The organism is Flavobacterium indicum GPTSA100-9 = DSM 17447 (assembly GCF_000455605.1).
GTDB lineage: Bacteria > Bacteroidota > Bacteroidia > Flavobacteriales > Flavobacteriaceae > Flavobacterium > Flavobacterium indicum.
Genome location: NC_017025.1, coordinates 910,605 through 932,711, shown reverse-complemented (window position 1 = coordinate 932,711; position 22,107 = coordinate 910,605). Strand labels below are relative to the sequence as shown.

The window sequence follows — 22,107 nt, the reverse complement described above, 5'->3', positions numbered from 1 at the left end:
GATTCATTACTGAATCGGACAGTCCAAACTACTACATCAAATGTTTTATAAAATACCTAACTCGTTCATACAAGCTTTCATCATTTGATAAGTGCGTTCAATATCATTATCTAAACCAATTGACATTCTGATTAATCCATCTGTTAATCCCATTTCTTTTTGTTCTTCTAATGGAATTTCAGAAGAGGTAGAAGTCCCTGGTGCACTAAACAACGTTTTATAAAATCCTAAACTTACGGCCAAATACCCAAGATTTTTATTTTGCATTAATTCCATCAACTCGTTTGCTTTGTCTAACGAACCAACATCAATTGTCATCATACCTCCAAAACCATATTCCGGATTAATCATTCCTTTATATAAATTATGACTAGGATGACTTTCTAATCCTGGATACACCACTTTTAGTCCGTCTTGTTCAAACTTTTGTGATAAATACATGGCATTATGACTGTGTTGTTTCATACGAATATGTAACGTTCTTAAATTTTTCAATATACTTGCTGAACGTAAACTATCCATTGTTGGACCTAACAACATACTGGCCCCATTATTCACATTTCTTAAATCATCAATAAATTGTTGGGTACCACAAATTACACCTCCAACAGTATCACTACTACCGTTGATGAATTTAGTTAAACTATGAATAACAACATCAGCACCTAATTGAACAGGCGCAACAGATAAAGGTGAAAAAGTATTATCAACAACTAATTTAATATTGTGTTTTTTGGCCAACTTAGCTAAACTTTCGATATCGGCTACTTCTAATAAAGGATTACTAACCGTTTCACAGTACAATACTTTTGTATTTGGAGTAATGGCAGCTTCCACTACATCTAATTTTGTAATATCTACAAAAGTGGTAGAAATATTAAATTTAGGAGTAAAATTTTTCAAAAACGCATACGTTCCACCATAAATAGTTCTGCTGGAAACAATATGATCACCAGCACCACATAATTGCAACAATACCGGTGTTATTGCGCCCATTCCTGAAGCAGCTACATTTGCAGCTTCTGTTCCTTCCATAGCGGCTAATGCCTGACCCAAGTATAAATTCATTGGAGAAGAATGTCTAGAATACAAGTAACATCCTTCTGCATTACCTTCAAAGGTATCAAACATGGTTTTGGCTGACAAAAAGGTGTAGGTTGAACTATCAGAAATAGAAGGATTTACTCCTCCGAATTCACCAAAATATTGCAAATCTTGTATCTTATCTGCGGGGTTAAATTGTGACATAAAAAAAGTTTAAAGTTTGTGTTATTTTTTTCAAATTTCTTACTTTGTATATTATTTTTCAATACTTGGTTTGTTTTTTAGTTTATTTTTCTTTCTATTTAACTTTTAACAGAATTTTAATCTTGAAATAAAAAAAATATTAATTTTTTTTAGTTATTTTTACGGACGAAAACTACAAACCACAACAACAATGAACTTAGACATTATTGACAAAAAACTGCTTGAACTTTTGCAAGCAGATGCAAAAATGACAACCAAAGAGTTGTCGTTAAAGTTAAATCTTTCTGTTACTGCTGTATATGAAAGAATTAAAAAACTAGAACGTGAAGGACTAATTAACAAGTATGTTGCATTATTAGACCGAAACAAAATCGAAAAAGGATTTGTGGCGCTTTGCCATGTTAAATTGGTAAAACACAACAAAGAAATCATTAATGAATTCGAAGCCGAGGTAGTCAATCTACCTGAGGTTTTAGAATGCTTCCATGTGAGTGGAGATTACGACTACATTCTTAAAATTTGTGTAAAAGATATGGAAACGTATCGTGATTTTATGGTAAATAAATTAACTTCATTAAAACACATTGGAAGTTCACACAGTACTTTTATGATTGGAGAAGTTAAAAACACAACTTCATACAAATTCAGTTATTAAGTATATTATTTTACCAAATTTACATAAGGTTATTAATTTAAAAAACTTTACTTTTGTATTTTAAATTATCAACAAACATTTAACTACATATATTATTATGAGTCAATTTGATGTAACCATTATTGGTTCAGGGCCTGGAGGATACGTTTCAGCTATCCGATGCGCACAATTAGGTTTCAAAACTGCAATTATAGAAAAATACCCTACTTTAGGTGGAACTTGCTTAAACGTAGGTTGTATTCCCTCAAAAGCTTTGTTAGCTTCTTCTCATCATTATGAAGAATTGCAACATTTTGCAGATCACGGAATTGAGGTTTCGGGTGATGTAAAAGTAAACTTAACTAAAATGATTGAACGTAAACAAGCCGTGGTTGATCAGACTAGTGGTGGTGTTAAGTTCTTAATGGATAAAAACAATGTTACTGTATTTGAAGGTGTAGGATCATTTGAAAGTGCTACTTCAGTAAAAATCACAAAAAATGATGGTTCTACTGAAATAATTGAATCAAAAAATATTATTATAGCTACAGGTTCAAAACCTTCCTCTTTACCTTTTATTACAATAGACAAAGAAAGAATTATTACTTCTACCGAAGCATTGAAATTAAAAGAAGTTCCTAAACACCTTGTAATCATTGGAGGTGGGGTTATCGGAATTGAATTAGGTCAAGTTTATTTAAGATTAGGCGCTCAAGTTTCAGTTGTTGAATTCATGGATAGAATTATACCTGGAATGGACGCTGCTTTGTCTAAAGAATTGACTAAAGTATTGAAAAAACAAGGCATGAAATTCTACACTTCGCACAAAGTTCAATCGGTGGAAAGAAACGGTGATGCTGTAGTTGTGAAGGCTGAAAATGCAAAAGGCGAAATCATTACTTTAGAGGGTGATTATTCTTTAGTATCAGTTGGAAGAAAACCATACACAGAAGGATTAAATGCAGAGAAAGCTGGAGTTAAATTAACAGACAGAGGTCAGGTTGAAGTGAACGACCATTTACAAACTTCTGTTTCAAATATTTATGCAATTGGTGATGTTGTTCGTGGTGCTATGTTAGCCCACAAAGCTGAAGAAGAAGGTGTATTAGTTGCTGAATATTTAGCGGGTCAAAAACCTCATATTGATTACAACTTAATACCTGGTGTTGTTTACACTTGGCCAGAAGTTGCCGCTGTTGGTAAAACAGAAGAACAATTAAAAGAAGCTGGTGTAGCTTACAAAGCTGGAAGTTTCCCTTTTAGAGCTTTAGGTAGAGCAAGAGCTGGAGGTGATATTGATGGATTTGTTAAGATATTAGCCGATGCAAAAACCGACGAAGTATTAGGTGTTCATATGATTGGTGCTCGTTGTGCCGATTTAATCGCTGAGGCTGTGACTGCTATGGAATTTAGAGCCAGTGCTGAAGACATTTCAAGAATGTCACATGCACATCCTACTTTTGCCGAAGCAATTAAAGAAGCGGCTTTAGCAGCTACTGGAAACAGAGCTTTACATGTTTAAAATATTTTAAACCAAATAAAAAAGCCCAACTAGTAAGTTGGGCTTTTTGCTTTATTTAGTATTCCATTCAAATAAATGTTTATAACTATTCCAGTTCGCATAAAGTAAAAACACATTAGCAATCAACACTGCCGCAGCCATTAGTATATCTGATTTAGAAACCACTACATGAATTAAAAAAATATTAATAGAAATAGGCATAAGCAACACCACTCCTAATTTATCAAATTTACCTGTTACTAAAGTTAATCCAGCGAATAATTCTACTATTTTCGCAACCGGGAAAATATATTTAGACGCCACAAAACCAGCCATCAAAATAGCCATATCACCAGTCGGCTGCGGTTGATTACCTCCTAAATTAAAGAAATATCTAATGGACGCAAAAAGCATCATGGCTCCTAAAAGCAATCTTACAATTAATGTAGCAATTTTCATAATTCTAAATTTATTTTTGGTTAATTATTTTAAAGATAGTAAAAAATAAAAAAATGTAGTATTTTAGATTTAAAATTACATCCCATGCAAGACAAAACACTTATAGGAAGCGAAGAATGGTGTGCTTTCCCACAACTTGGAATTCCTGCTATCAAAGCAAGAATCGACTCAGGAGCTAAAACATCTGCCTTACATGCTATTAACATAAAGATATTTCAAAAAAACAATGTAGATTGGTTGCGTTTTGATATCAATCCAATTCAAAACAATTCAAAATCGATCATTCATTGTGAAGCCCAACTAATTGACCAAAGAATTGTAAAAAGTTCAAGTGGAACCAGAGAAAAAAGGTATGTAATTAGAACGGAATTGAAACTTGGCGAACATAATTTTACCATAGAATTAACTTTGACTAATCGAGATTCTATGGGATATAGAATGTTGTTGGGAAGAGAAGCCATGGTTGGCCGATTAATTGTTGATCCCGAAAGAAGATTTGAACTTGGACAACCTAGTTCAGAAAGTTTAAAGGAATACTACTATAATGATTTTAAAAAGAAAGGTCTTAAAATTGGATTGTTAGCCAGCAATCCAGAACTTTATAGCAACAAAAGAATAATTGAAGCTGGAGAAATGCGTGGCCACGAAATGCATTTTTTAAACTTGAAATATTGCTATATGAAATTGAGTGCCTCAAATCCGGAAATTCATTATAGAGGCGGTTTAGTTTTAAATGATTTTGATGCTATTATCCCTAGAATTAGACCTAGTATGACCTATTATGGTTGTGCATTAACCCGACAATTTGAAGCTCTAAAAGTTTTTGCATTAAATAGCGCTTCAGCCATTACACAATCTAGAGATAAATTATATTCTTTACAATTGCTTTTAAATAATGGAATTGACATTCCAACTACTGGTTTTGCTAATTCACCGCTAGATACTGATGATTTAATTAAAATGGTAGGTGGCTCGCCTTTAATTGTAAAACTACTCGAAGGTACTCAAGGAAAAGGTGTAGTTTTAGCTGAAACAAAAAAAGCAGCTGAATCGGTAATCAATGCATTTAAGAGTTTAAACGCCAATATTCTCGTTCAAGAATTCATCAAAGAAGCTAACGGAAAAGACTTGCGTTTATTTGTTGTAGACGGAAAGGTAGTGGCGGCCATGCAACGAGAAGCTGCTCCGGGTGAATTTAGAGCTAATATTCATATGGGAGGTTCCGCTTCTATTGTAAAAGTGACTTCCGAAGAAAAGAAAATTGCCATTAGAGCAGCAAAAGCAATGAATTTAAGAGTAGCAGGTGTTGATATTATACGTTCGAGTAAAGGCCCGTTATTATTGGAAGTAAATTCTTCGCCAGGACTAGAAGGAATTGAAGGGGCAACTCAAAAAGATATTGCAGGAGAAATGATCAAGGCCATTGAAAAGAATTTTAAATTCCATTCATGAATCCTTATGTAGACATTATACTTAGAAGTGGTGCCGTTTATTTATTCATGGTACTCGCGTTGCGTATTTTTGGAAAAAGAGAATTATCTCAATTAAATTCTGCCGATATTGTCTTAATTTTATTGATCAGTAATTCGGTTCAAAATGCTATGGTTGGCAGTAATACATCACTCGAAGGAGGAATTCTTGCTGCATTTGTTCTTTTTTTAATGAATTATTTGCTAAAAAGTTTCATAAACAAATCTAAATTCATAAAAGAATTGGTTTTAAGCAAACCCCAGATTTTAATTCACGATGGAAAAGTTGAATACAAAACACTAGCAAAATTAGGCATCACTTCCGACGATTTAGACGAAGCAATTAGAGAACATGGTGTTGAAAACCACAAAAATGTAAAATTAGCGATGTTTGAAATCGATGGAAACATTAGTATAATTACGGGTGAAAATGATTTAAAACAAACACATCATAAACGAAAAATTCACAAAACACTGAACGAATTATAAATGGATAAATTTACCAAAACTTCATTAATAATTATCATTATTGCAAGTACATTGATGATTTTAGGTGCTTATTTAAAAACACAAAAACTGCCAATTGCAAATTACATCATGGGAATTTCATTTGTTATTGAGATTGTTATTGGTGGCATGTTATTACTTCACATTATCAAAATAAAAAATAAATAAATTTTATAATGAAAGTATTTTTAGTACCATTGATTTTTTTTCTTGTTGGATTGGCAATTACTATAATTGGCAGTTTATTTAAGTTAATGCATTGGCCGGGTGCGAATTCCATACTCATTACAGGAACTCTACTTGAAGTACTAGCAATAGTTTTTTTAATTTACCTTTTAATAAAAAAAAGCAATGGAAATAACTAGTAAAATTATTGTAGGAGGTGTCGCCCTTTTACACCTTTATATCCTTTGGCTAGAAATGTTTGCTTGGACAACTACAGGAAAAAAAGTATTTAAAACTTTTCCAAAAGATTTGTTTGAACCAACCAAGGCTATGGCTGCCAATCAAGGTTTGTATAACGGATTTTTAGCCGCCGGATTAATTTGGTCGTTAGTAATCTCAGATGAAATTTGGAGTAAAAATATTGCTTTATTTTTCTTGAGCTGCGTTTTTGTAGCCGGATTATATGGTGCTTATTCTGCTTCAAAACGAATATTATTGGTTCAAGCCTTACCCGCTTTATTAGGAATAATTGCAATTCTATTAAAAATTTAAAAACAAAAAAGCCTTTAGAAATCTAAAGGCTGTTTTCTTATTCTTCCACTTGAAAACTTTTCAAGAAGTGGATTGATTTTTCAATATCATAATGTAAAATTCGATCTTCATCTACAAAAGGAACTTCATCTCGATACGCTTTAACAAACATCTCAATAAATTCACTTGACCTTAAAGGTCTTCTGAATTCTAAAGCTTGCGTTGCATTAAACAGTTCAATAGCTAAAATACGTTCCACATTTTCAACAATTTTAAACGTCTTTGTCGCTCCATTTGCTCCCATACTCACATGATCTTCTTGTCCGTTACTCGAAACAATGCTATCAATACTCGCAGGTGTGGCCAATTGTTTATTCTGACTTACAATACTAGCAGCAGTATATTGCGGAATCATAAATCCGGAATTTAACCCTGGATCACTCACTAAAAAAGCTGGCAATTCTCTTAATCCCGATATCAATTGATACGTTCTTCTTTCTGAAATATTTCCTAATTCAGCTAATGCAATTCCTAAATAATCCAGCGCCAAAGCTAACGGTTGTCCATGAAAATTCCCTCCTGACACAATAATATCTTCACCAACAAAAATATTCGGATTATCGGTAACTGAATTAATTTCAGTAGTAAATACTTTTTTAACAAAGTCAATGGTATCCTTCGTAGCGCCATGAACTTGCGGAATACAACGGAAGGAATACGGATCTTGAACGTGTTTTTTTGATTGAGCGATGATTTCACTTCCCTCTAAAAATTCTAACATTCGAGCTGCAGTAGTTACTTGACCTTTGTGCGGTCGAACCAAATGAATTAAATCCGTAAATGGCTCTTTTCGACCATCAAATCCTTCTAAAGAAACCGCACCAATTAAATCGGCCAAATACGCTAATTTTTGAGCTTGAATTAAATTATACACGCCATAAGCATTCATAAACTGTGTACCGTTTAACAAGGCCAATCCTTCTTTTGATTTTAAAGTAATCGGTTTTAAATTTAATTTACCTAAAACTTTATGTGCCGGCTGACGGAATCCATCATAATACACCTCCCCTTCAGCAATTAAAGGTAAACATAAATGAGCCAAAGGAGATAAATCTCCCGAAGCCCCTAAAGAACCTTGTGTATAAACTACGGGCAAAATATCAAGGTTATAAAAATCGAGTAAGCGTTCAACAGTTTCCACTTGCACTCCCGAATTTCCATAACTTAGGGATTGTATTTTCAGAAACAACATGATTTTCACTATATCGTGTGGCACTTCTTCTCCTGTACCACAGGCATGTGATTTCATTAAGTTTTCTTGTAATTTAGATAAATTCTCATTGGAGATTTTTACATTACACAACGAACCAAAACCTGTATTAATCCCATAAATAGGTTCGCTTTGCGTTTGCATTTTATCATCTAAATACTGACGGCACTTCGCTATATTAACTTTTGCTTCTTCTGAAAGCGCTAGTTTTTTCCCTTGAAAAACAATTTCGTTTACCTCCTCAATTGTTAATAATGATGAACTTATATAATGTGTATGTTCCATTTTTTTATGAATAAGTTGCCAAAATTCAACAAAATCATTTAAAAATACAACAATTGTTAATAAGAAACTTCCATTTTTAAATGATTAACAATATTTATCCAATTTGTGACCCCTTTTTTAAGAAATTTGCATAAATTAGCCACTCAAAATTTATAGTTCAATTAAAATGAAAAATACAGCACTAACAGCAGTTCACGAAAAATTAGGAGCAAAAATGGTTCCATTTGCAGGTTACAATATGCCTTTACAATACGAAGGAGTAAATGTAGAACATGAAACCGTAAGAAATGGCGTTGGCGTTTTTGATGTATCGCACATGGGTGAATTTTTCCTTAAAGGTGAAAATGCGTTAGCTCTTATACAGAAAGTGACTTCAAACGATGCTTCAAAATTAGTCGATGGGAAAGCACAATATTCTTGTTTACCTAATAATGAAGGAGGAATTGTTGATGATTTAATTGTATACAAAATTGCGGACAATCACTACATGTTAGTGGTAAACGCCTCTAATATTGAAAAAGATTGGAATTGGATTGCTCAACACAACGACTTAGGAGTTGAAATGATTAACAACTCTGATGCGTATTCTTTATTAGCCATTCAAGGTCCGAAAGCAGCTGAAGCAATGCAATCATTAACAGCTATTGATTTAACAAATATGGGATATTACACATTCCAAATTGGTGAATTTGCAGGAATAAAAGACGTTATTATTTCAGCAACTGGTTATACAGGTTCTGGTGGTTTCGAGATTTATTTCAAAAACGAAGATGCAGAAACGGTTTGGAACAAAGTATTTGAAGCTGGTGCAGCTTTTGGAATTAAACCAATTGGATTAGCTGCTCGTGATACTTTACGCTTGGAAATGGGCTTCTGTTTATACGGAAACGACATCAACGATACAACTTCTCCTTTAGAAGCAGGTTTAGGATGGATTACAAAATTCGACAAAGAATTTACCAATTCTGATAATTTAAAAAAGCAAAAAGAAGCTGGTGTAACTCGTAAATTAGTCGGATTTGAATTAATCGAAAGAGGGATTCCTCGTCATGATTACGAAATTGCAGATGCTAATGGAAATGTAGTAGGAATCGTAACTTCGGGTACACAATCACCTTCTTTAGGCAAAGCTATTGGCATGGGATATGTTCCAACAGAATTAGCAGCAGTTGATTCAGAAATTTATATTCGAATCAGAAATAAAGACATTAAAGCAAAAGTGGTGAAAATGCCATTTTATAAGAAATAAAAAAAGAGCCTATGGCTCTTTTTTTATAATAGTTATTGACGCTTCTTCTTCCTTATTTAAGGTTGCTAAAAGTTCAAAACTACGCTCTTTATCAATAAATTCAAGTTTTGCTGTATTAGGCTTAATTTTACCTTCATTTAAAGCAACAATTTTAAACACATCATTCGCAGAACCTAATTTTATAGTGAGAACTTTTTTTGTATTGGAAACTAAATAATCACTCAAAATTAATTTCCCATTATGAAACAAATTAATTCGGTCTCCGTCTTCTTGTCCATTGTCCCAAATTTCAATTTTAGCAGTGGAAGACTCCCAAAAAACATTTAAATTTTGATTTTTAGATAATTTATTAATTTTTAAACTATCTAACATTTTAACAGTATTATATTTTTGTTTTGAAGATTCATCTATCTTTTTTGACTTTTGAATCTTTTTATTGACTTTAGTAACAAGATTATAAATTTTATTACTTCCTATAAGTTGCAAAGTACCATCAATGCATTTGGTCTTATTTTTAAATAATCCTTTAAAATCACCTTCTAATTTACTTGTATTTTGAACTAATTTAACTTTACCAGAAAAATTCACAAAACAAAAAGCGCTTTCGGAAAATTTAGATTTAGTATATAGAATTTCGTTTTCTTTAAATTCAAATACTTTCGTTTTTTTATTGTAAGTTCCTTTAATTATATTCTTCGTTTCATTTGCTCCATCAAGATCTGTAATTGAATACCCATTGATAATACCTTTGTTTTCACCAAAAACCAACCTGTAAGTTATTACCGACTTATCATTGCCATTTAGTTTAATAATTCCATAAAACTCATAATTGGTTTGAGCTTCTGCAACATTAAAGATAAAATGTAAAAGAAATATTAAAATTTTTAGTTTATTCATTTGTTAATTTAGTTAGAATTAATATTTTTGCTACAAACTAAAACATTTTTATTATGAAAATCAAATTATTTTTAACCCTTTTAATGTTCGTATTCGGAGCTTTAACAGTTTCTTATGCTTCTTTCCCTGTTGAGAGAACAACAACAAACAACACAACTGTTATAGAAAATCAAAAAGACGAATTTACTTCACCAGCTGCTGCTGCAGAAGGAAAAAGCCAAGTTATTGCTTTAATTTTATGTCTTGTTGTAGGTGGTATAGGAATCCACAGATTTTATTTAGGTTACACTTGGCAAGGTATTGTTCAATTGTTAACTCTTGGTGGATGTGGCATTTGGTCTCTTATTGATTTAATCAGAATTATTACTGGAGACTTACAACCTAAAAACGGAAGTTATACTAAAACACTATAATAATTAATAATGAGTTTAGTCCGTAAACTACTTTTTTACATCACAAATATTATAACTATTATAGCACCAATAGCTTTATTGTTTTTTCCTATAGATTTTTTCGACAAAGGTGAAAGCATTTGTTTATCAGTGCAATTGGCTGGAATAGAATGTTATGCTTGTGGTTTAACAAAAGCTATTATGCATCTTTTACATTTTGACTTTAATGGTGCTTGGAATTTTAATAAATTATCTTTTATCGTATTTCCAATGATGGGAGTGCTTTGGGTAAAAGCTATTTATGATATACAAGGTAAAAGGATGCCGGGATTTATTGGCAAACTAACTTATCCAAAAGAGGCTTAGGCCTCTTTTTTTATTTCTTAATATTTCTTAAATTTGCAATCAATATTTAAGATTTGTTATACAAACATAAACTCATATAGAAATGGGAAGAGCATTTGAATTTAGAAAAGCCCGTAAAATGAAGCGTTGGGGCGCTATGGCAAAAACATTTACTAAAATTGGTAAAGACATTGTAATGGCAGTTAAAGAAGGCGGTCCAAATCCTGAAACAAACTCGCGTTTACGTGCCGTAATACAAAATGCAAAGGCAGCTAACATGCCTAAAGACAATATTGAAAGAGCAATAAAAAAAGCATCTGACAAAGATACTGCTAACTATAAAGAAGTTTTATTTGAAGGCTATGCTCCACATGGGATTGCTATTTTAATTGAAACTGCAACCGACAATAACAACAGAACGGTTGCTAATATTAGAAGTTATTTCAACAAATGTAATGGAACTCTAGGCACACAGGGTTCGGTTGAATTTATGTTTGACCATACGTGTAACTTCCGTATTCCGGCAGAAGGTCAAGATGTAGAAGAGTTAGAATTAGAAATGATTGACTTTGGGGTAGAAGAAATTTTTGCTGATGAAGACGGTATTGTAATGTATGCGCCTTTTGAAAGTTTTGGATCCATTCAAAAAGAATTAGAAAACAGAGGCTTAGAGATTTTATCTTCTGGATTTGATCGTATTGCACAAGTAACCAAAGAATTAACTCCTGAGCAAGTTGCTGATGTGGAGAAGTTATTAGAAAAAATAGAGGAAGACGATGATGTAATGAACGTTTTCCATACCATGGCAGAATAATAATTCAGAAATTAGAATTTAGAAAAATGCAGAATTTAATTATATGTTCTGCATTTTTATTTTAAAAATTTCTGAATTCATATTTCTAAATTCTAAATTAAAATGAACATTAAACTTATTGCAATAGGTAAAACCGATAATAAGAATCTACAAGCTTTAATAGATGAATACACCAAACGATTGGGATTTTATGTAAAATTTGAATTAGATATCATTCCGGATATCAAGAATGTAAAAAACTTATCAGAAAGTGAACAAAAAATCAAAGAAGGACAATTGATTTTATCAAAATTATCCCCAACCGACCAATTGATTGTTTTAGATGAAAATGGGAAGGAATTCAATAGTGTTGGTTTTTCCGATTTTTTACAGAAGAAAATGAATTCTGGAATTAAAACATTAGCTTTTGTTATTGGTGGCCCTTATGGATTTTCGGAAGAAGTGTATCAAAAAGCACAAGGCAAAGTTTCCTTATCGCAAATGACATTTTCCCATCAAATGGTGCGTTTATTTGTGATTGAACAAATTTATAGAAGCTTTACTATTTTAAACAATGAGCCGTATCATCATAGTTAATAAGGCAATTATCTAATTGCCAAATTGGCTAATTAATTTCACGCACTCCACCGCTTCTTTCACATCGTGAACACGTAAAATAGAAGCCCCTTTTTGCAAACAAAAGGCATGCAAAAAAGTTGTTCCATTTAACGCCTTATCCGGTGTAGTTTGCAAGGTTTTATATATCATTGATTTTCTCGATATTCCTGCTAAAATTGGTAATCCTGTCATTTGCAACAATTCCATTTTATGTAATAATTCAAAATTTTGTTCAGTTGTTTTAGCAAAACCAAATCCAGGATCGATAATGATATCATTCAAACCAAAACTTCGTGCCAAAGCACAACGTTCAGAAAAATAAAAATTAATATCTTTAATAATATCGTTATAATCTGTTAATGTTTGCATGGTTTGAGGTGTGCCTCGCATATGCATCATAATGTAGGGAACTTGCAATTTTGCTACTGTAGGAATCATATTCTCATCTAACATTCCCGCTGAAATATCATTAATCATCGCCGCACCCGCTTCTATGGCTTTTTGAGCTACATCACTTCGAAAAGTATCAATAGAAATTAAAATATCTGAAAATTTTTCAACCAAAATTTCAACAATGGGTACTACCCTATTCAATTCTTCTTCCACAGAAACAAATGCAGCTCCTGGCCGACTTGAATAACCTCCTAAGTCAATAAAATCAGCCCCTTCATCCAACATCTTTTCTACTTTTTGAACCACTTCATCGGCATTTTTTAGCGTACCCCCATCAAAAAAAGAATCGGGAGTCACATTTAAAATCCCCATTACCTTTGGTGTTGATAAATCGATAAGTCTTCCTTTGCAGTTTATTGTTGACATACTATTTTTTACTTATATTTGGTGATTACAAATATAACGCAAATAATGACGAATACCTCTGAACAATTTGATAAAGTAATTGCGATTTGTCGCGATTTATTCTCAAAAAAAGCACATGATTACGGAACAGCTTGGCGCGTTTTACGTTTGCCTTCTTTAACGGATCAAATTTTCATTAAAGCACAACGCATTAGAAGTTTACAAGAAAACGATGTAAGAAAAGTAGATGAAGACGAAGCTTCTGAATTCATCGGTATTATTAATTATTGTTTAATGGCTTTAATTCAGATGGATAAAGGCGTGGCAACTCAACCCGATTTATCAGCGGAGGAAGCCATTCAGCTATATTATGAAAAAGTAGCGCTTACAAAAAAATTAATGGAAGATAAAAATCATGATTATGGAGAAGCATGGCGCGATATGCGAGTGAGTTCATTGACCGATTTAATTATTCAAAAATTATTACGAGTAAAACAAATAGAAGACAATAAAGGAAAAACTTTAGTTTCTGAAGGAATTGATGCGAATTACCAAGACATGATTAATTATTCGGTTTTTGCATTAATATTAATGAAGCGATTTTAATAACAAGTCATTAACATAGAAACTCAAAAAGCCTTTTTACATTTGTGAAAATCAAAAGTAAACTATGAAGAAAGAAACACAAATTTGGACTATAAGAATTGTTGTTGCAGTATTATTTTTAGTATCAGCATTAGCAAAAATCGCTAAAGGTTGGATACCCGAATTTCCATTTATCGATTTTTCACCCAATTTTGCTATTTCTACATTTGAAGTAAAACAATTATATCCACTTGGTTTTTCTGAAGGAATAGCCCCTTACTTTTCAAGAACTTTAATTGGAATTGAATTTGCTTTAGGCTTTTTATTACTTCATAATCATTATTTAAAAAAGATTACTATACCGGCAACCATAGCCCTTTTGGGTATTTTTATTTTACATTTAAGTTACGAAACTTTTGTTAGCGGAAATGTTGGTAATTGTGGTTGTTTTGGGGAATTATTACCGATGACTCCCGTTGAAGCCATCATTAAAAACATTATTGCTATTGGTTTATTAGTTTGGTTATGGAAATTACTTGCTCCAGATGCTAAATCAAATTTCTGGATATTAACAACCGTTACTTTAGGTTGCATTTTAGGAATTTTCATGTTAGCACCTATGAGAGCGAGTTCACTTGGAAGCACAACAAACAATATCAATTTTAACACAATAAATACATCAATTGACACTTCATTTGTAGCCAATGACAGTAATGCGACTAAAGAAACATCAACAGAAGTAAAAGACACCATAAAAACAAAAAGTGTTATTGAAGAAACAATAAAGGCAGCTGAACCAAAGCCAACAAAATCGGGTTATGCCGAGTATTATGCTGACATTGATAAGGGTAAAAAAATATTTTGCTTCTTTGTTCCTGGATGTGAACATTGTAGAGAAACTGCGAAAGAATTAAATGCCATGCGTAAAAAATATAAAGATTTCCCTGAAGTTCGAATTATTTTTATGGATGAAGAAGCTGAAAAAATTCCGGAATTCTTCCAATTTGTTGGACATCAATTCCCTTATAAAATTATCGACATTATTCCGTTTTGGACAAAATTAGGATCAGGTAAAGATACCCCTGGTGTAGTGTATTTATGGAATGGAAATGTGATGAAATTCTATGACGGCATTGCGGAAAAAGCTTTTAACAAAAAAGAATTTGAAAAATTAGTAAACCAACCGTATAAAAAATAACAATTATAAATCATTAATTTCAAAAGTTATGAAAAAAATCATTGCTGCTTTTGCACTTATTATTTCATTAGGTTCTTGCCAAGCTCAAGAAACAGAATTTTCAAAAAAATCATTAGAATCCAAATTTAAAGATTTAGAAAATAAAGAAATCAACTTTCAACAAATTTTAGAAAAACACAAAGGAAAAACAATTTTTATTGAAGTTTGGGCTTCATGGTGTTCTGATTGTATTAAAGCAATGCCAACAGTAAAAGAATTACATGATGTTTATGGTTCAGATATTGTTTTTGTTAACTTATCTTGTGATAAAACTTATGAATCTTGGTTAGCAGGAATTGAAAAACACCAAGTAAAAGGGGAACATTATTTAGTTCCTGATGGAATGAAAGGCAAGTTTGGAAAATCAATTGGATTAGATTGGATTCCAAGATATATGATTGTAGACAAAACAGGAAAAATTGCCTTATACAAGGCTATTGAACCAACAGATTCTAAAATAGAAGAAACATTAAATAAGTAATAATGAGAAAAAATATAGTTGCCGGTAACTGGAAAATGAATAAAGATTACTCTCAAGCCATTGAGTTAATTAATCAAATCAAAGCAGGTAAACCAAATACAACTACAGAAGTTATTTTAGCTACTCCATTTCCTTATTTAGCAAAGGCAGTGGAATTAGTAGCAGGTACTGATATTAAGATTGCAGCTCAAAATATGCACCAAGCAGAAGGTGGTGCTTTTACAGGAGAAGTAGCCGCAAACATGTTAACCAGCATTGGTGTAAATACTGTAATTCTTGGACACAGTGAAAGAAGAGCCTATTTTCATGAAACGGATGCTTTATTAGCAAATAAAGTCGATACGGCTTTAAAACATGAAATGACTGTAATTTTCTGTTTTGGTGAAGAATTAAAAGACCGTCAAGACAACAATCATTTTAATATTGTTGAATACCAATTACGAGACGGCTTATTTCATATTGAAAAAGAAAATTGGAAAAATATAGTATTAGCATACGAACCTGTTTGGGCAATAGGAACTGGAGAAACAGCTAGTCCTGAACAAGCACAAGAAATGCACGCTTTTATTAGAAATTTAGTAGATAAAGTATTTGGAAATGAAGTCGCAGAAAATGTAACCATTCTATATGGAGGCAGTGTAAAACCAGATAATGCTAAAGAAATTTTCTCTAAACCTGATGTTGATGGAGGCTTAATTGGTGGAGCATCCTTACAAGCAAATGATTTCTTTGGAATTATAAACGGAATATAAATCTTAGAACTCAGAATTTAAAAATTTTATAGTTCTGAATTCTAAATTCAACTTTCATAATTCAAAAATGGAATATATTATAATCCCTATAGTTGCATTACTAGCCTCTGCTCTAACCTTTTTTTCAGGATTTGGGCTAGGAACAATATTATTGCCAGCTTTTGGATTGTTCTTTCCAATTGAAATTGCTATTGCTTTAACCGCAATTGTCCATTTTTTAAATAATATTTTTAAATTAGGATTGGTTTTTAAAAACATAGATAAAAAAGTAGTGTTGGGCTTTGGAGTACCAGCACTGCTTTTTTCATTTTTAGGTGCAAAAACACTACAACACCTCAACTTTCCTTATAATTTTATAAAATACCAAATCGGTGAAAACGTTTTTGAAACCAATATGGTTAAACTTATCATAGCTGTGGTTTTTCTCTTTTTTGCATTATTTGAATTAATCCCTAAATTAAAAAACCTAGAATTCGATAAAAAATATGTTATGCTTGGCGGAATCTTGAGTGGTTTTTTTGGTGGATTATCCGGACATCAAGGTGCCTTAAGAAGTGCTTTTTTAACTAAAGTTGGATTATCAAAAGAAGCTTTTATTGCAACAGGTGTGGCTATAGCCTGTTTGATCGATCTTTCTCGATTGAGCGTGTATAGTCGTCAAATTACACAATATCACAATCAAATTGATTTCAATTTAATTGTAATTGCCACTTTATCAGCTTTTGTAGGTGTGTATTTTGGAACTAAATGGGTTAAAAAAGTAACTATTGCTACCATTCAAAATATTGTAGCTGTGATGTTAATTTTATTTGCGGTTGTATTGGGAATGGGAATTATTTAAATGAATTAATTCATTTTTAAGAAACATATTTTATTTAACCGAATCTTTTCTTTTGATGTACGTATGTAAAAAATCACCTTTAGGTTTTCCTAAATCGAAAGCACTCCATTTGGTTAAAAAACGAGTACTTGTTCGGGCTTTGTCACGATCCCAATTTTCATATTCAATTCGATAGATGGCCGAGTATATCTCTGCTCTTCCTACACCATGATAACAATGAATTAAGACAGGATAATTATCTGTATTATCCATAATCTTAAAAAAATAATCCAAATTCTTTTTTGCAGGGACTTGATCGGAACCATTATTAAAATAATTCACCCCAGGTATTTTTGCAATTGCTTCTTTTTCAGCAGTAAGTTCAGCAGGAACTTCTGGATTGTTTACATCATCTCCAGTACCTGGAAATCGTAAATCCACCACACTTTTAATATTGTATTTTTTAATGTAATCTGGCAACTCATCAGGAGGTATAACGCCACTTTTATAAACTTTCCCTTCTGTAATTGTTTCTAAATTATGATTAATTTTATAATCATACACATACGATTTTCCAAAAATCAAAGCAGCTAAAACAACTATTGCAATTATTATTTTTTTCCACATAATACGTTTACTTTGAGGTTAATTTTTTATCAATGATTCTATTAAAATAATCCTGTATAAAAGCTTTACAAGCTAATTCAATATCATTCATTTCTTTATTTCTTTTTCCAATTAGATTTTTTGTCAGTTCCTTATCATTTACACTATAAAACCCAACAGCATTTTTACCATCAAACATACAAATGTAATTTCCTTTCATAAACTGATACATATTAGTATTGTAATTGATTAAAAAGGGAGCTTGCTCTTTTTTGGTATTTACAAGACTTCTACCCCAACTTCTAAAAGGTTTATTGTAACCAATTAAATCCAAAATAGTTGGATAAATATCTATATGTTGTGCAATTTCGTTATTTACACCTTTTAAATTACTCTTTGGTTTAAAAATTAAAATAGGAACTGCATTTCTATTAATTATTTTATTATAAAATTCATCCCCATAAAACACTTGATTACAATGATCTGCTGTTATTATAAAAATTGTATTATTGTACCAGGGTTGTTTTTTAGCTGCTTCAAAAAACTTCTTAAAAGCATAATCAGTATAACCAACACATTGATGCATTGGCAAATCTCCTTTAGGAAATTTACCTTCATATTTCTTCGGAATCACATAAGGTTCATGCGATGAAACGGTAAATATTGTTGAGAAAAAGGGTTGTTTCTTTTTACTTATCGTCTGATTCATATATTGCATAAACGGTTCGTCCCAAATTCCCCATGAACCATCAAAATCTTTATCATTCCCATATTCTGTCATTCCGTAATAATGATCAAATCCAAGAATATTTGCATAACCTAAAAAACCCATTGAACCATTTGGAGCCCCATGAAAAAAAGAAGTGTCATATCCCTCCGATTTTAAACATGAAACTAACGATTCTATTTTTTGCTTTGCATAAGGCGAAGAAGTGAATGCATCTTTAAAACTTGGTATACCTGAAATAATAGAAGACATTCCATGAATAGATTTGTAACCATTAGCATAGGCGTTAGTAAAAATCAAACTACTACTAGCCAAAGAATCAAGAAAAGGTGTATAACCTTTATAACCTTTAATGCCAATATTTTTATTAAATGAACCTACATATTCTTTAGCTAAGCTTTCCGTGATAATTAAAACAATATTCGGTTTTGTACTTTCATTGTTAGCATAGAATTTAATTGGTTTAAAATTTGATTCAATAACAGCATCTGGAATATTAAATTCTGTTTTCTTAAAAGAAGTTACTCCTAAAGTTCTTAAAAAAGTGAATGTTGAATTCAATACGATGTCAGCATGCTGAGTTTTAGAAACATGTCGATTGGCATCAACTAAGTTGATAGGACGTGTACTTTTTTTAAAATCGCCTCTTATTCCACCAACACTTATAGTCGCAATAATTAGAACTCCTACAATTGAAGAAACAATATATTTTATTTTAGAATGTTCTGTTAAATTATGTTTAACTTTAACTTTTTTGTACAAAAATACCCAAAGAAATGCAACAACAAAAAAGAGTAAAAACACATCCCAATAAGTATAAAAAAACCTAAAAAACATTCCGAATTTAGATTTTTCATGTTTAAAAACGTCCCAAGCCGCTAAAGTTAATCTAGAAAAATTGTATTTATAGTAAATAAAATCAACAAAATTTAAAGCATAAAAAAGTAAATTCGTTGAAAAATAAACATAAAAAAGAAAGTTTTGATACTTAGGTTTTGTGTTAAAAAACAAGGGTAAAATTGAGAGTAAAATAAACAATCCATTTACATATAAAATGGCAGTTGTATCAAAAGCTAACCCATGATATGAAAGCCTTAAAAATTCTGAAAATGAATCAACTGCAACAATATCTTGATTATAAAAATAGAATAAAATTCGTGCTAAAAAATAAAAAATATAAACTAGAAAAATTCGATAAAATAATGCCACATATTCCTCTAATCTCAGGAAAGATTTCATACCCATTTTGAATAAATTTATAACAAAAATAACAATTAATTTTTTCAAAAAATGTAATTTTATAATTATCTAATCATTTTTTTAATAAATTGCAATTCCAAAAAAACATAAAATTATGTCAAATATCACCAGACTTTTTGATTTCCCTTACTATCAATTAGAAAAATACAATTTACCCGATGCTTTAGTTACAAAATATGGAAACGAATGGGTTAAAACATCAACCGAAGAATATTTGAACAAAGCTAATGCTATTTCAAGAGCATTTTTAAGACTTAACATTCAAAAAAATGACAAAGTAGCCATTATTTCGTCAACCAATAGAACAGAGTGGCATATTTTTGATATTGGTATATTACAAACAGGAGCTCAAACAGTTCCAATTTATCCAACAATTGCCGCTGAAGACTATGAATATATTTTAAATCATTCGGAATCTAAATATTGTATTGTTTCAGATTTAGAAGTATATAATAAATTAACTTCTGTAAAGGCAAACATCCCCAACCTAGTCGCTATTTACACATTTGATTCTATTCCAGGAGCAAAAAATTGGAAAGAATTGTTAGAATTAGGTGCAGACAATTCAAATCAATCAGAAGTTGAGGCTCGAAAAGACGCTATTAACACTACTGATTTAGCAACCATTATTTATACTTCTGGTACAACGGGAAGACCAAAAGGTGTAATGTTGACTCATCAAAATATTGTATCAGATGTTTTAATGTCGGCAGAAAGAGTACCTTTCACACCTGGAAGTTATAGAGCATTAAGCTTTCTTCCTATTTGCCATATCTTCGAAAGAATGATTTTGTATTTGTACCAATATTTTGGTGTGTCGGTTTATTTTGCTGAAAGTATTGATAAAATTTCAGACAATTTAAAAGAAGTACAACCGAATGTTATGACAGTAGTACCTCGACTTTTAGAAAAAGTATACGACAAAATTATGGCTAAAGGTCATGATTTAACTGGCATTAAAAAGAAATTATTTTTCTGGGCTACAGGATTAGGAGTTCAATACAAACCTTACAGTGAAAACGGGTTTCTTTATGAATTCCAATTAAAAATAGCACGAAAATTAATTTTCTCTAAATGGCAAGAGGCATTAGGAGGAGAATTAAAGTTGTTAGTATCAGGAAGTGCTGCATTACAACAGCGATTAACAAAAACTTTTACTGCTGCTGGAATTCCAGTAATGGAAGGCTATGGTTTAACAGAGACATCGCCTGTAATATCAGTTAATGATATGAGAAATAATGGATTTAGAGTGGGTACCGTTGGAAAAGTTTTAAATGGTGTAGAAGTTAAAATAGCTGAAGATGGTGAGATTTTATGTAAAGGACCAAATGTAATGATAGGCTATTATAAAGATGAAGAACAAACCAATCAAGCTTTAAAAGATGGTTATTTCCACACTGGGGATATTGGTGAATTTGATTCTGAAGGATTTTTACGAATCACAGACCGTAAAAAAGAAATGTTTAAAACATCTGGTGGAAAGTATGTGGCTCCTCAGTTATTAGAAAACACCTTTAAACAATCCCTATTTATTGAACAAATTATGGTAATTGGGGAAGGTGAAAAAATGCCTGCTGCATTTATACAACCTAGCTTTGATTTCCTAAAAGATTGGGCAATAAAACACCCTGACGTTAAATTAGGTGAAACCAATGAAGAAATCATATCAAATCCTATAATTATAAAACGTATACAAGAAGAAATTGACTATTATAACAAAAAGTTTGGAAACTGGGAACAGGTTAAACGTTTTGAATTAACACCTGATATTTGGTCTATTGAGCAGGGACATTTAACTCCAACTATGAAATTAAAAAGAAAAATAATTTTAGAAAAATATAAAAACTTATATCAAAAAATATATGGTCATGAATAAAAAAGTCCGCTTTTGAAGCGGACTTTTTTGTATTTAAATGTTAAAAAAACATTAATAATGAAAAAAAACATAAAAAATACTATGCATGCATAGTATTTTTTTTTTATATTTGAAAAATCAAACAAACAAAACTAAATGAAAGATAAAACTATAGATTATGCATTACGCGCAACTTGGCAGGCTGTAGCGAGGATGTATAATGAAGAAGCAACTAAATATGGCGCCACAATGGCTACAGGTTTTGCTTTATTAAGTATTGACCGTGAAAATGGCACACCTTCTACTTCTTTAGGCCCAAGAATGGGGATGGAAGCTACAAGTTTAACCAGAACATTAAAATCTATGGAAGATAGAGGTCTGATTACACGAAAGAAGAATCCTTCTGATGGACGCGGTGTTTTATTGTTTTTAACAAAAGAGGGCAAAGAAAAAAGAGAATTATCTAAAGAAACAGTATTGCGATTTAATGAAACTGTAAAATCACATATAACTGAAGAACAACTACAACACTTTATGGAAGTTGCAGAAGTTATAAATGATCTTATTAATGATAAAAAAATTTTTAACGAAGATTAACTAACTAAATAAAAAAACAAACAAAT

The 22,107-nt window shown here is 31.5% G+C and carries 26 protein-coding genes; 19 read left to right on the top strand and 7 right to left on the bottom strand.

Annotated features, from left to right (window positions below; translation table 11 throughout):
• Positions 1 to 45: 45 nt before the first annotated feature.
• Positions 46 to 1,248 carry an aminotransferase class I/II-fold pyridoxal phosphate-dependent enzyme gene (locus KQS_RS04125; RefSeq protein ID WP_014387952.1) on the bottom strand — a complete coding sequence of 401 codons (1,203 nt, stop codon included), beginning with the start codon at positions 1,246 to 1,248 and terminating at the stop codon, positions 46 to 48.
• A 190-nt stretch (positions 1,249 to 1,438) separates the two neighbouring features.
• Here KQS_RS04125 and KQS_RS04120 point away from each other — a divergent pair, with 190 nt between their 5' ends.
• Together KQS_RS04120 and lpdA are read left to right on the top strand one after the other, a co-directional pair.
• Entirely contained in the window at positions 1,439 to 1,903 is a 465-nt protein-coding gene (locus KQS_RS04120) for an Lrp/AsnC family transcriptional regulator (protein WP_014387951.1), read from the top strand.
• A 97-nt stretch (positions 1,904 to 2,000) separates the two neighbouring features.
• Complete coding sequence (gene lpdA / locus KQS_RS04115; protein WP_014387950.1) at positions 2,001 to 3,404, top strand: dihydrolipoyl dehydrogenase; 1,404 nt, start codon at positions 2,001 to 2,003, stop codon at positions 3,402 to 3,404.
• A 51-nt stretch (positions 3,405 to 3,455) separates the two neighbouring features.
• Here the strand turns inward: lpdA and KQS_RS04110 are convergent, their stop codons facing one another.
• Positions 3,456 to 3,842, bottom strand: a complete 387-nt coding sequence (locus KQS_RS04110) for a DoxX family membrane protein (protein ID WP_014387949.1) — start codon at positions 3,840 to 3,842, stop codon at positions 3,456 to 3,458.
• Between the two features lie 84 nt (positions 3,843 to 3,926).
• Here KQS_RS04110 and rimK point away from each other — a divergent pair, with 84 nt between their 5' ends.
• Genes rimK through KQS_RS04085 form a run of 5 tightly spaced genes read left to right on the top strand, consistent with a single transcriptional unit; the run spans position 3,927 to position 6,535 of the window.
• On the top strand, positions 3,927 to 5,294 hold the full coding sequence (gene rimK / locus KQS_RS04105; protein ID WP_014387948.1) for a 30S ribosomal protein S6--L-glutamate ligase: 1,368 nt from the start codon (positions 3,927 to 3,929) through the stop codon (positions 5,292 to 5,294).
• Positions 5,291 to 5,800, top strand: coding sequence for a DUF421 domain-containing protein (locus KQS_RS04100; RefSeq protein WP_014387947.1), 510 nt, complete (start codon positions 5,291 to 5,293; stop codon positions 5,798 to 5,800). Before rimK ends, KQS_RS04100 begins: the two co-directional genes overlap by 4 nt.
• Positions 5,801 to 5,986 (top strand): hypothetical protein, encoded by a 186-nt coding sequence (locus KQS_RS04095; protein ID WP_014387946.1) that lies wholly within the window; start codon positions 5,801 to 5,803, stop codon positions 5,984 to 5,986.
• An 8-nt stretch (positions 5,987 to 5,994) separates the two neighbouring features.
• Complete coding sequence (locus KQS_RS14720) at positions 5,995 to 6,183, top strand: GldL-related protein (RefSeq protein ID WP_014387945.1); 189 nt, start codon at positions 5,995 to 5,997, stop codon at positions 6,181 to 6,183.
• Entirely contained in the window at positions 6,170 to 6,535 is a 366-nt protein-coding gene (locus KQS_RS04085; RefSeq protein ID WP_014387944.1) for a DUF1304 domain-containing protein, read from the top strand. The genes KQS_RS14720 and KQS_RS04085 overlap by 14 nt, the downstream gene beginning before the upstream one ends.
• A 37-nt stretch (positions 6,536 to 6,572) precedes the next feature.
• Here KQS_RS04085 and hutH read toward each other — a convergent pair whose 3' ends face one another.
• The gene (hutH, locus tag KQS_RS04080) at positions 6,573 to 8,069 is read right to left on the bottom strand and encodes a histidine ammonia-lyase (RefSeq protein ID WP_014387943.1); all 1,497 of its coding nucleotides are present in this window, start codon (positions 8,067 to 8,069) and stop codon (positions 6,573 to 6,575) included.
• Positions 8,070 to 8,235: 166 nt separating this feature from the next.
• Between hutH and gcvT the strand changes: the two genes are divergently transcribed.
• On the top strand, positions 8,236 to 9,318 hold the full coding sequence (gene gcvT, locus KQS_RS04075) for a glycine cleavage system aminomethyltransferase GcvT (protein ID WP_014387942.1): 1,083 nt from the start codon (positions 8,236 to 8,238) through the stop codon (positions 9,316 to 9,318).
• 9 nt (positions 9,319 to 9,327) lie between these two features.
• On the opposite strand, the gene KQS_RS04070 is transcribed toward gcvT, so the two are convergent.
• Complete coding sequence (locus tag KQS_RS04070; RefSeq protein ID WP_014387941.1) at positions 9,328 to 10,215, bottom strand: hypothetical protein; 888 nt, start codon at positions 10,213 to 10,215, stop codon at positions 9,328 to 9,330.
• Positions 10,216 to 10,268: 53 nt separating this feature from the next.
• Here KQS_RS04070 and KQS_RS04065 point away from each other — a divergent pair, with 53 nt between their 5' ends.
• The 4 genes from KQS_RS04065 (at position 10,269) to rlmH (ending at position 12,342) form a co-directional block, all read left to right on the top strand.
• Positions 10,269 to 10,628, top strand: coding sequence for a TM2 domain-containing protein (locus tag KQS_RS04065; protein ID WP_041251983.1), 360 nt, complete (start codon positions 10,269 to 10,271; stop codon positions 10,626 to 10,628).
• Between the two features lie 9 nt (positions 10,629 to 10,637).
• Positions 10,638 to 10,973, top strand: coding sequence for a DUF2752 domain-containing protein (locus tag KQS_RS04060; RefSeq protein ID WP_014387939.1), 336 nt, complete (start codon positions 10,638 to 10,640; stop codon positions 10,971 to 10,973).
• 82 nt (positions 10,974 to 11,055) lie between these two features.
• Positions 11,056 to 11,766 carry a YebC/PmpR family DNA-binding transcriptional regulator gene (locus KQS_RS04055; protein ID WP_014387938.1) on the top strand — a complete coding sequence of 237 codons (711 nt, stop codon included), beginning with the start codon at positions 11,056 to 11,058 and terminating at the stop codon, positions 11,764 to 11,766.
• Positions 11,767 to 11,868: 102 nt separating this feature from the next.
• Positions 11,869 to 12,342, top strand: a complete 474-nt coding sequence (gene rlmH / locus KQS_RS04050; RefSeq protein WP_014387937.1) for a 23S rRNA (pseudouridine(1915)-N(3))-methyltransferase RlmH — start codon at positions 11,869 to 11,871, stop codon at positions 12,340 to 12,342.
• A gap of 12 nt (positions 12,343 to 12,354) precedes the next feature.
• Here rlmH and folP read toward each other — a convergent pair whose 3' ends face one another.
• Positions 12,355 to 13,182: a dihydropteroate synthase gene (gene folP / locus KQS_RS04045; RefSeq protein ID WP_041251982.1), complete on the bottom strand. Its 828-nt coding sequence runs from the start codon at positions 13,180 to 13,182 to the stop codon at positions 12,355 to 12,357.
• 45 nt (positions 13,183 to 13,227) lie between these two features.
• Between folP and KQS_RS04040 the strand changes: the two genes are divergently transcribed.
• From KQS_RS04040 to KQS_RS04020, 5 genes are all read left to right on the top strand, one after another.
• Positions 13,228 to 13,767: a DUF1599 domain-containing protein gene (locus KQS_RS04040; protein ID WP_014387935.1), complete on the top strand. Its 540-nt coding sequence runs from the start codon at positions 13,228 to 13,230 to the stop codon at positions 13,765 to 13,767.
• A gap of 64 nt (positions 13,768 to 13,831) precedes the next feature.
• Positions 13,832 to 14,944 carry a TlpA family protein disulfide reductase gene (locus tag KQS_RS04035; RefSeq protein WP_014387934.1) on the top strand — a complete coding sequence of 371 codons (1,113 nt, stop codon included), beginning with the start codon at positions 13,832 to 13,834 and terminating at the stop codon, positions 14,942 to 14,944.
• Positions 14,945 to 14,972: 28 nt separating this feature from the next.
• Positions 14,973 to 15,464 (top strand): TlpA family protein disulfide reductase, encoded by a 492-nt coding sequence (locus KQS_RS04030; RefSeq protein ID WP_014387933.1) that lies wholly within the window; start codon positions 14,973 to 14,975, stop codon positions 15,462 to 15,464.
• Between the two features lie 2 nt (positions 15,465 to 15,466).
• Entirely contained in the window at positions 15,467 to 16,216 is a 750-nt protein-coding gene (gene tpiA, locus KQS_RS04025; protein WP_014387932.1) for a triose-phosphate isomerase, read from the top strand.
• A 67-nt stretch (positions 16,217 to 16,283) separates the two neighbouring features.
• A complete protein-coding gene (locus KQS_RS04020; RefSeq protein ID WP_014387931.1) occupies positions 16,284 to 17,057 on the top strand; it encodes a sulfite exporter TauE/SafE family protein in 774 nt (257 codons plus the stop codon).
• Positions 17,058 to 17,087: 30 nt separating this feature from the next.
• On the opposite strand, the gene KQS_RS04015 is transcribed toward KQS_RS04020, so the two are convergent.
• A complete protein-coding gene (locus KQS_RS04015; RefSeq protein WP_014387930.1) occupies positions 17,088 to 17,663 on the bottom strand; it encodes a dual specificity protein phosphatase family protein in 576 nt (191 codons plus the stop codon).
• A gap of 7 nt (positions 17,664 to 17,670) precedes the next feature.
• Positions 17,671 to 19,608 (bottom strand): LTA synthase family protein, encoded by a 1,938-nt coding sequence (locus KQS_RS04010; protein WP_084642307.1) that lies wholly within the window; start codon positions 19,606 to 19,608, stop codon positions 17,671 to 17,673.
• 115 nt (positions 19,609 to 19,723) lie between these two features.
• Here KQS_RS04010 and KQS_RS04005 point away from each other — a divergent pair, with 115 nt between their 5' ends.
• A complete protein-coding gene (locus KQS_RS04005) occupies positions 19,724 to 21,505 on the top strand; it encodes an AMP-dependent synthetase/ligase (protein WP_014387928.1) in 1,782 nt (593 codons plus the stop codon).
• Positions 21,506 to 21,640: 135 nt separating this feature from the next.
• Positions 21,641 to 22,081, top strand: coding sequence for a MarR family winged helix-turn-helix transcriptional regulator (locus tag KQS_RS04000; protein WP_014387927.1), 441 nt, complete (start codon positions 21,641 to 21,643; stop codon positions 22,079 to 22,081).
• The last annotated feature ends 26 nt before the right edge of the window (positions 22,082 to 22,107 follow it).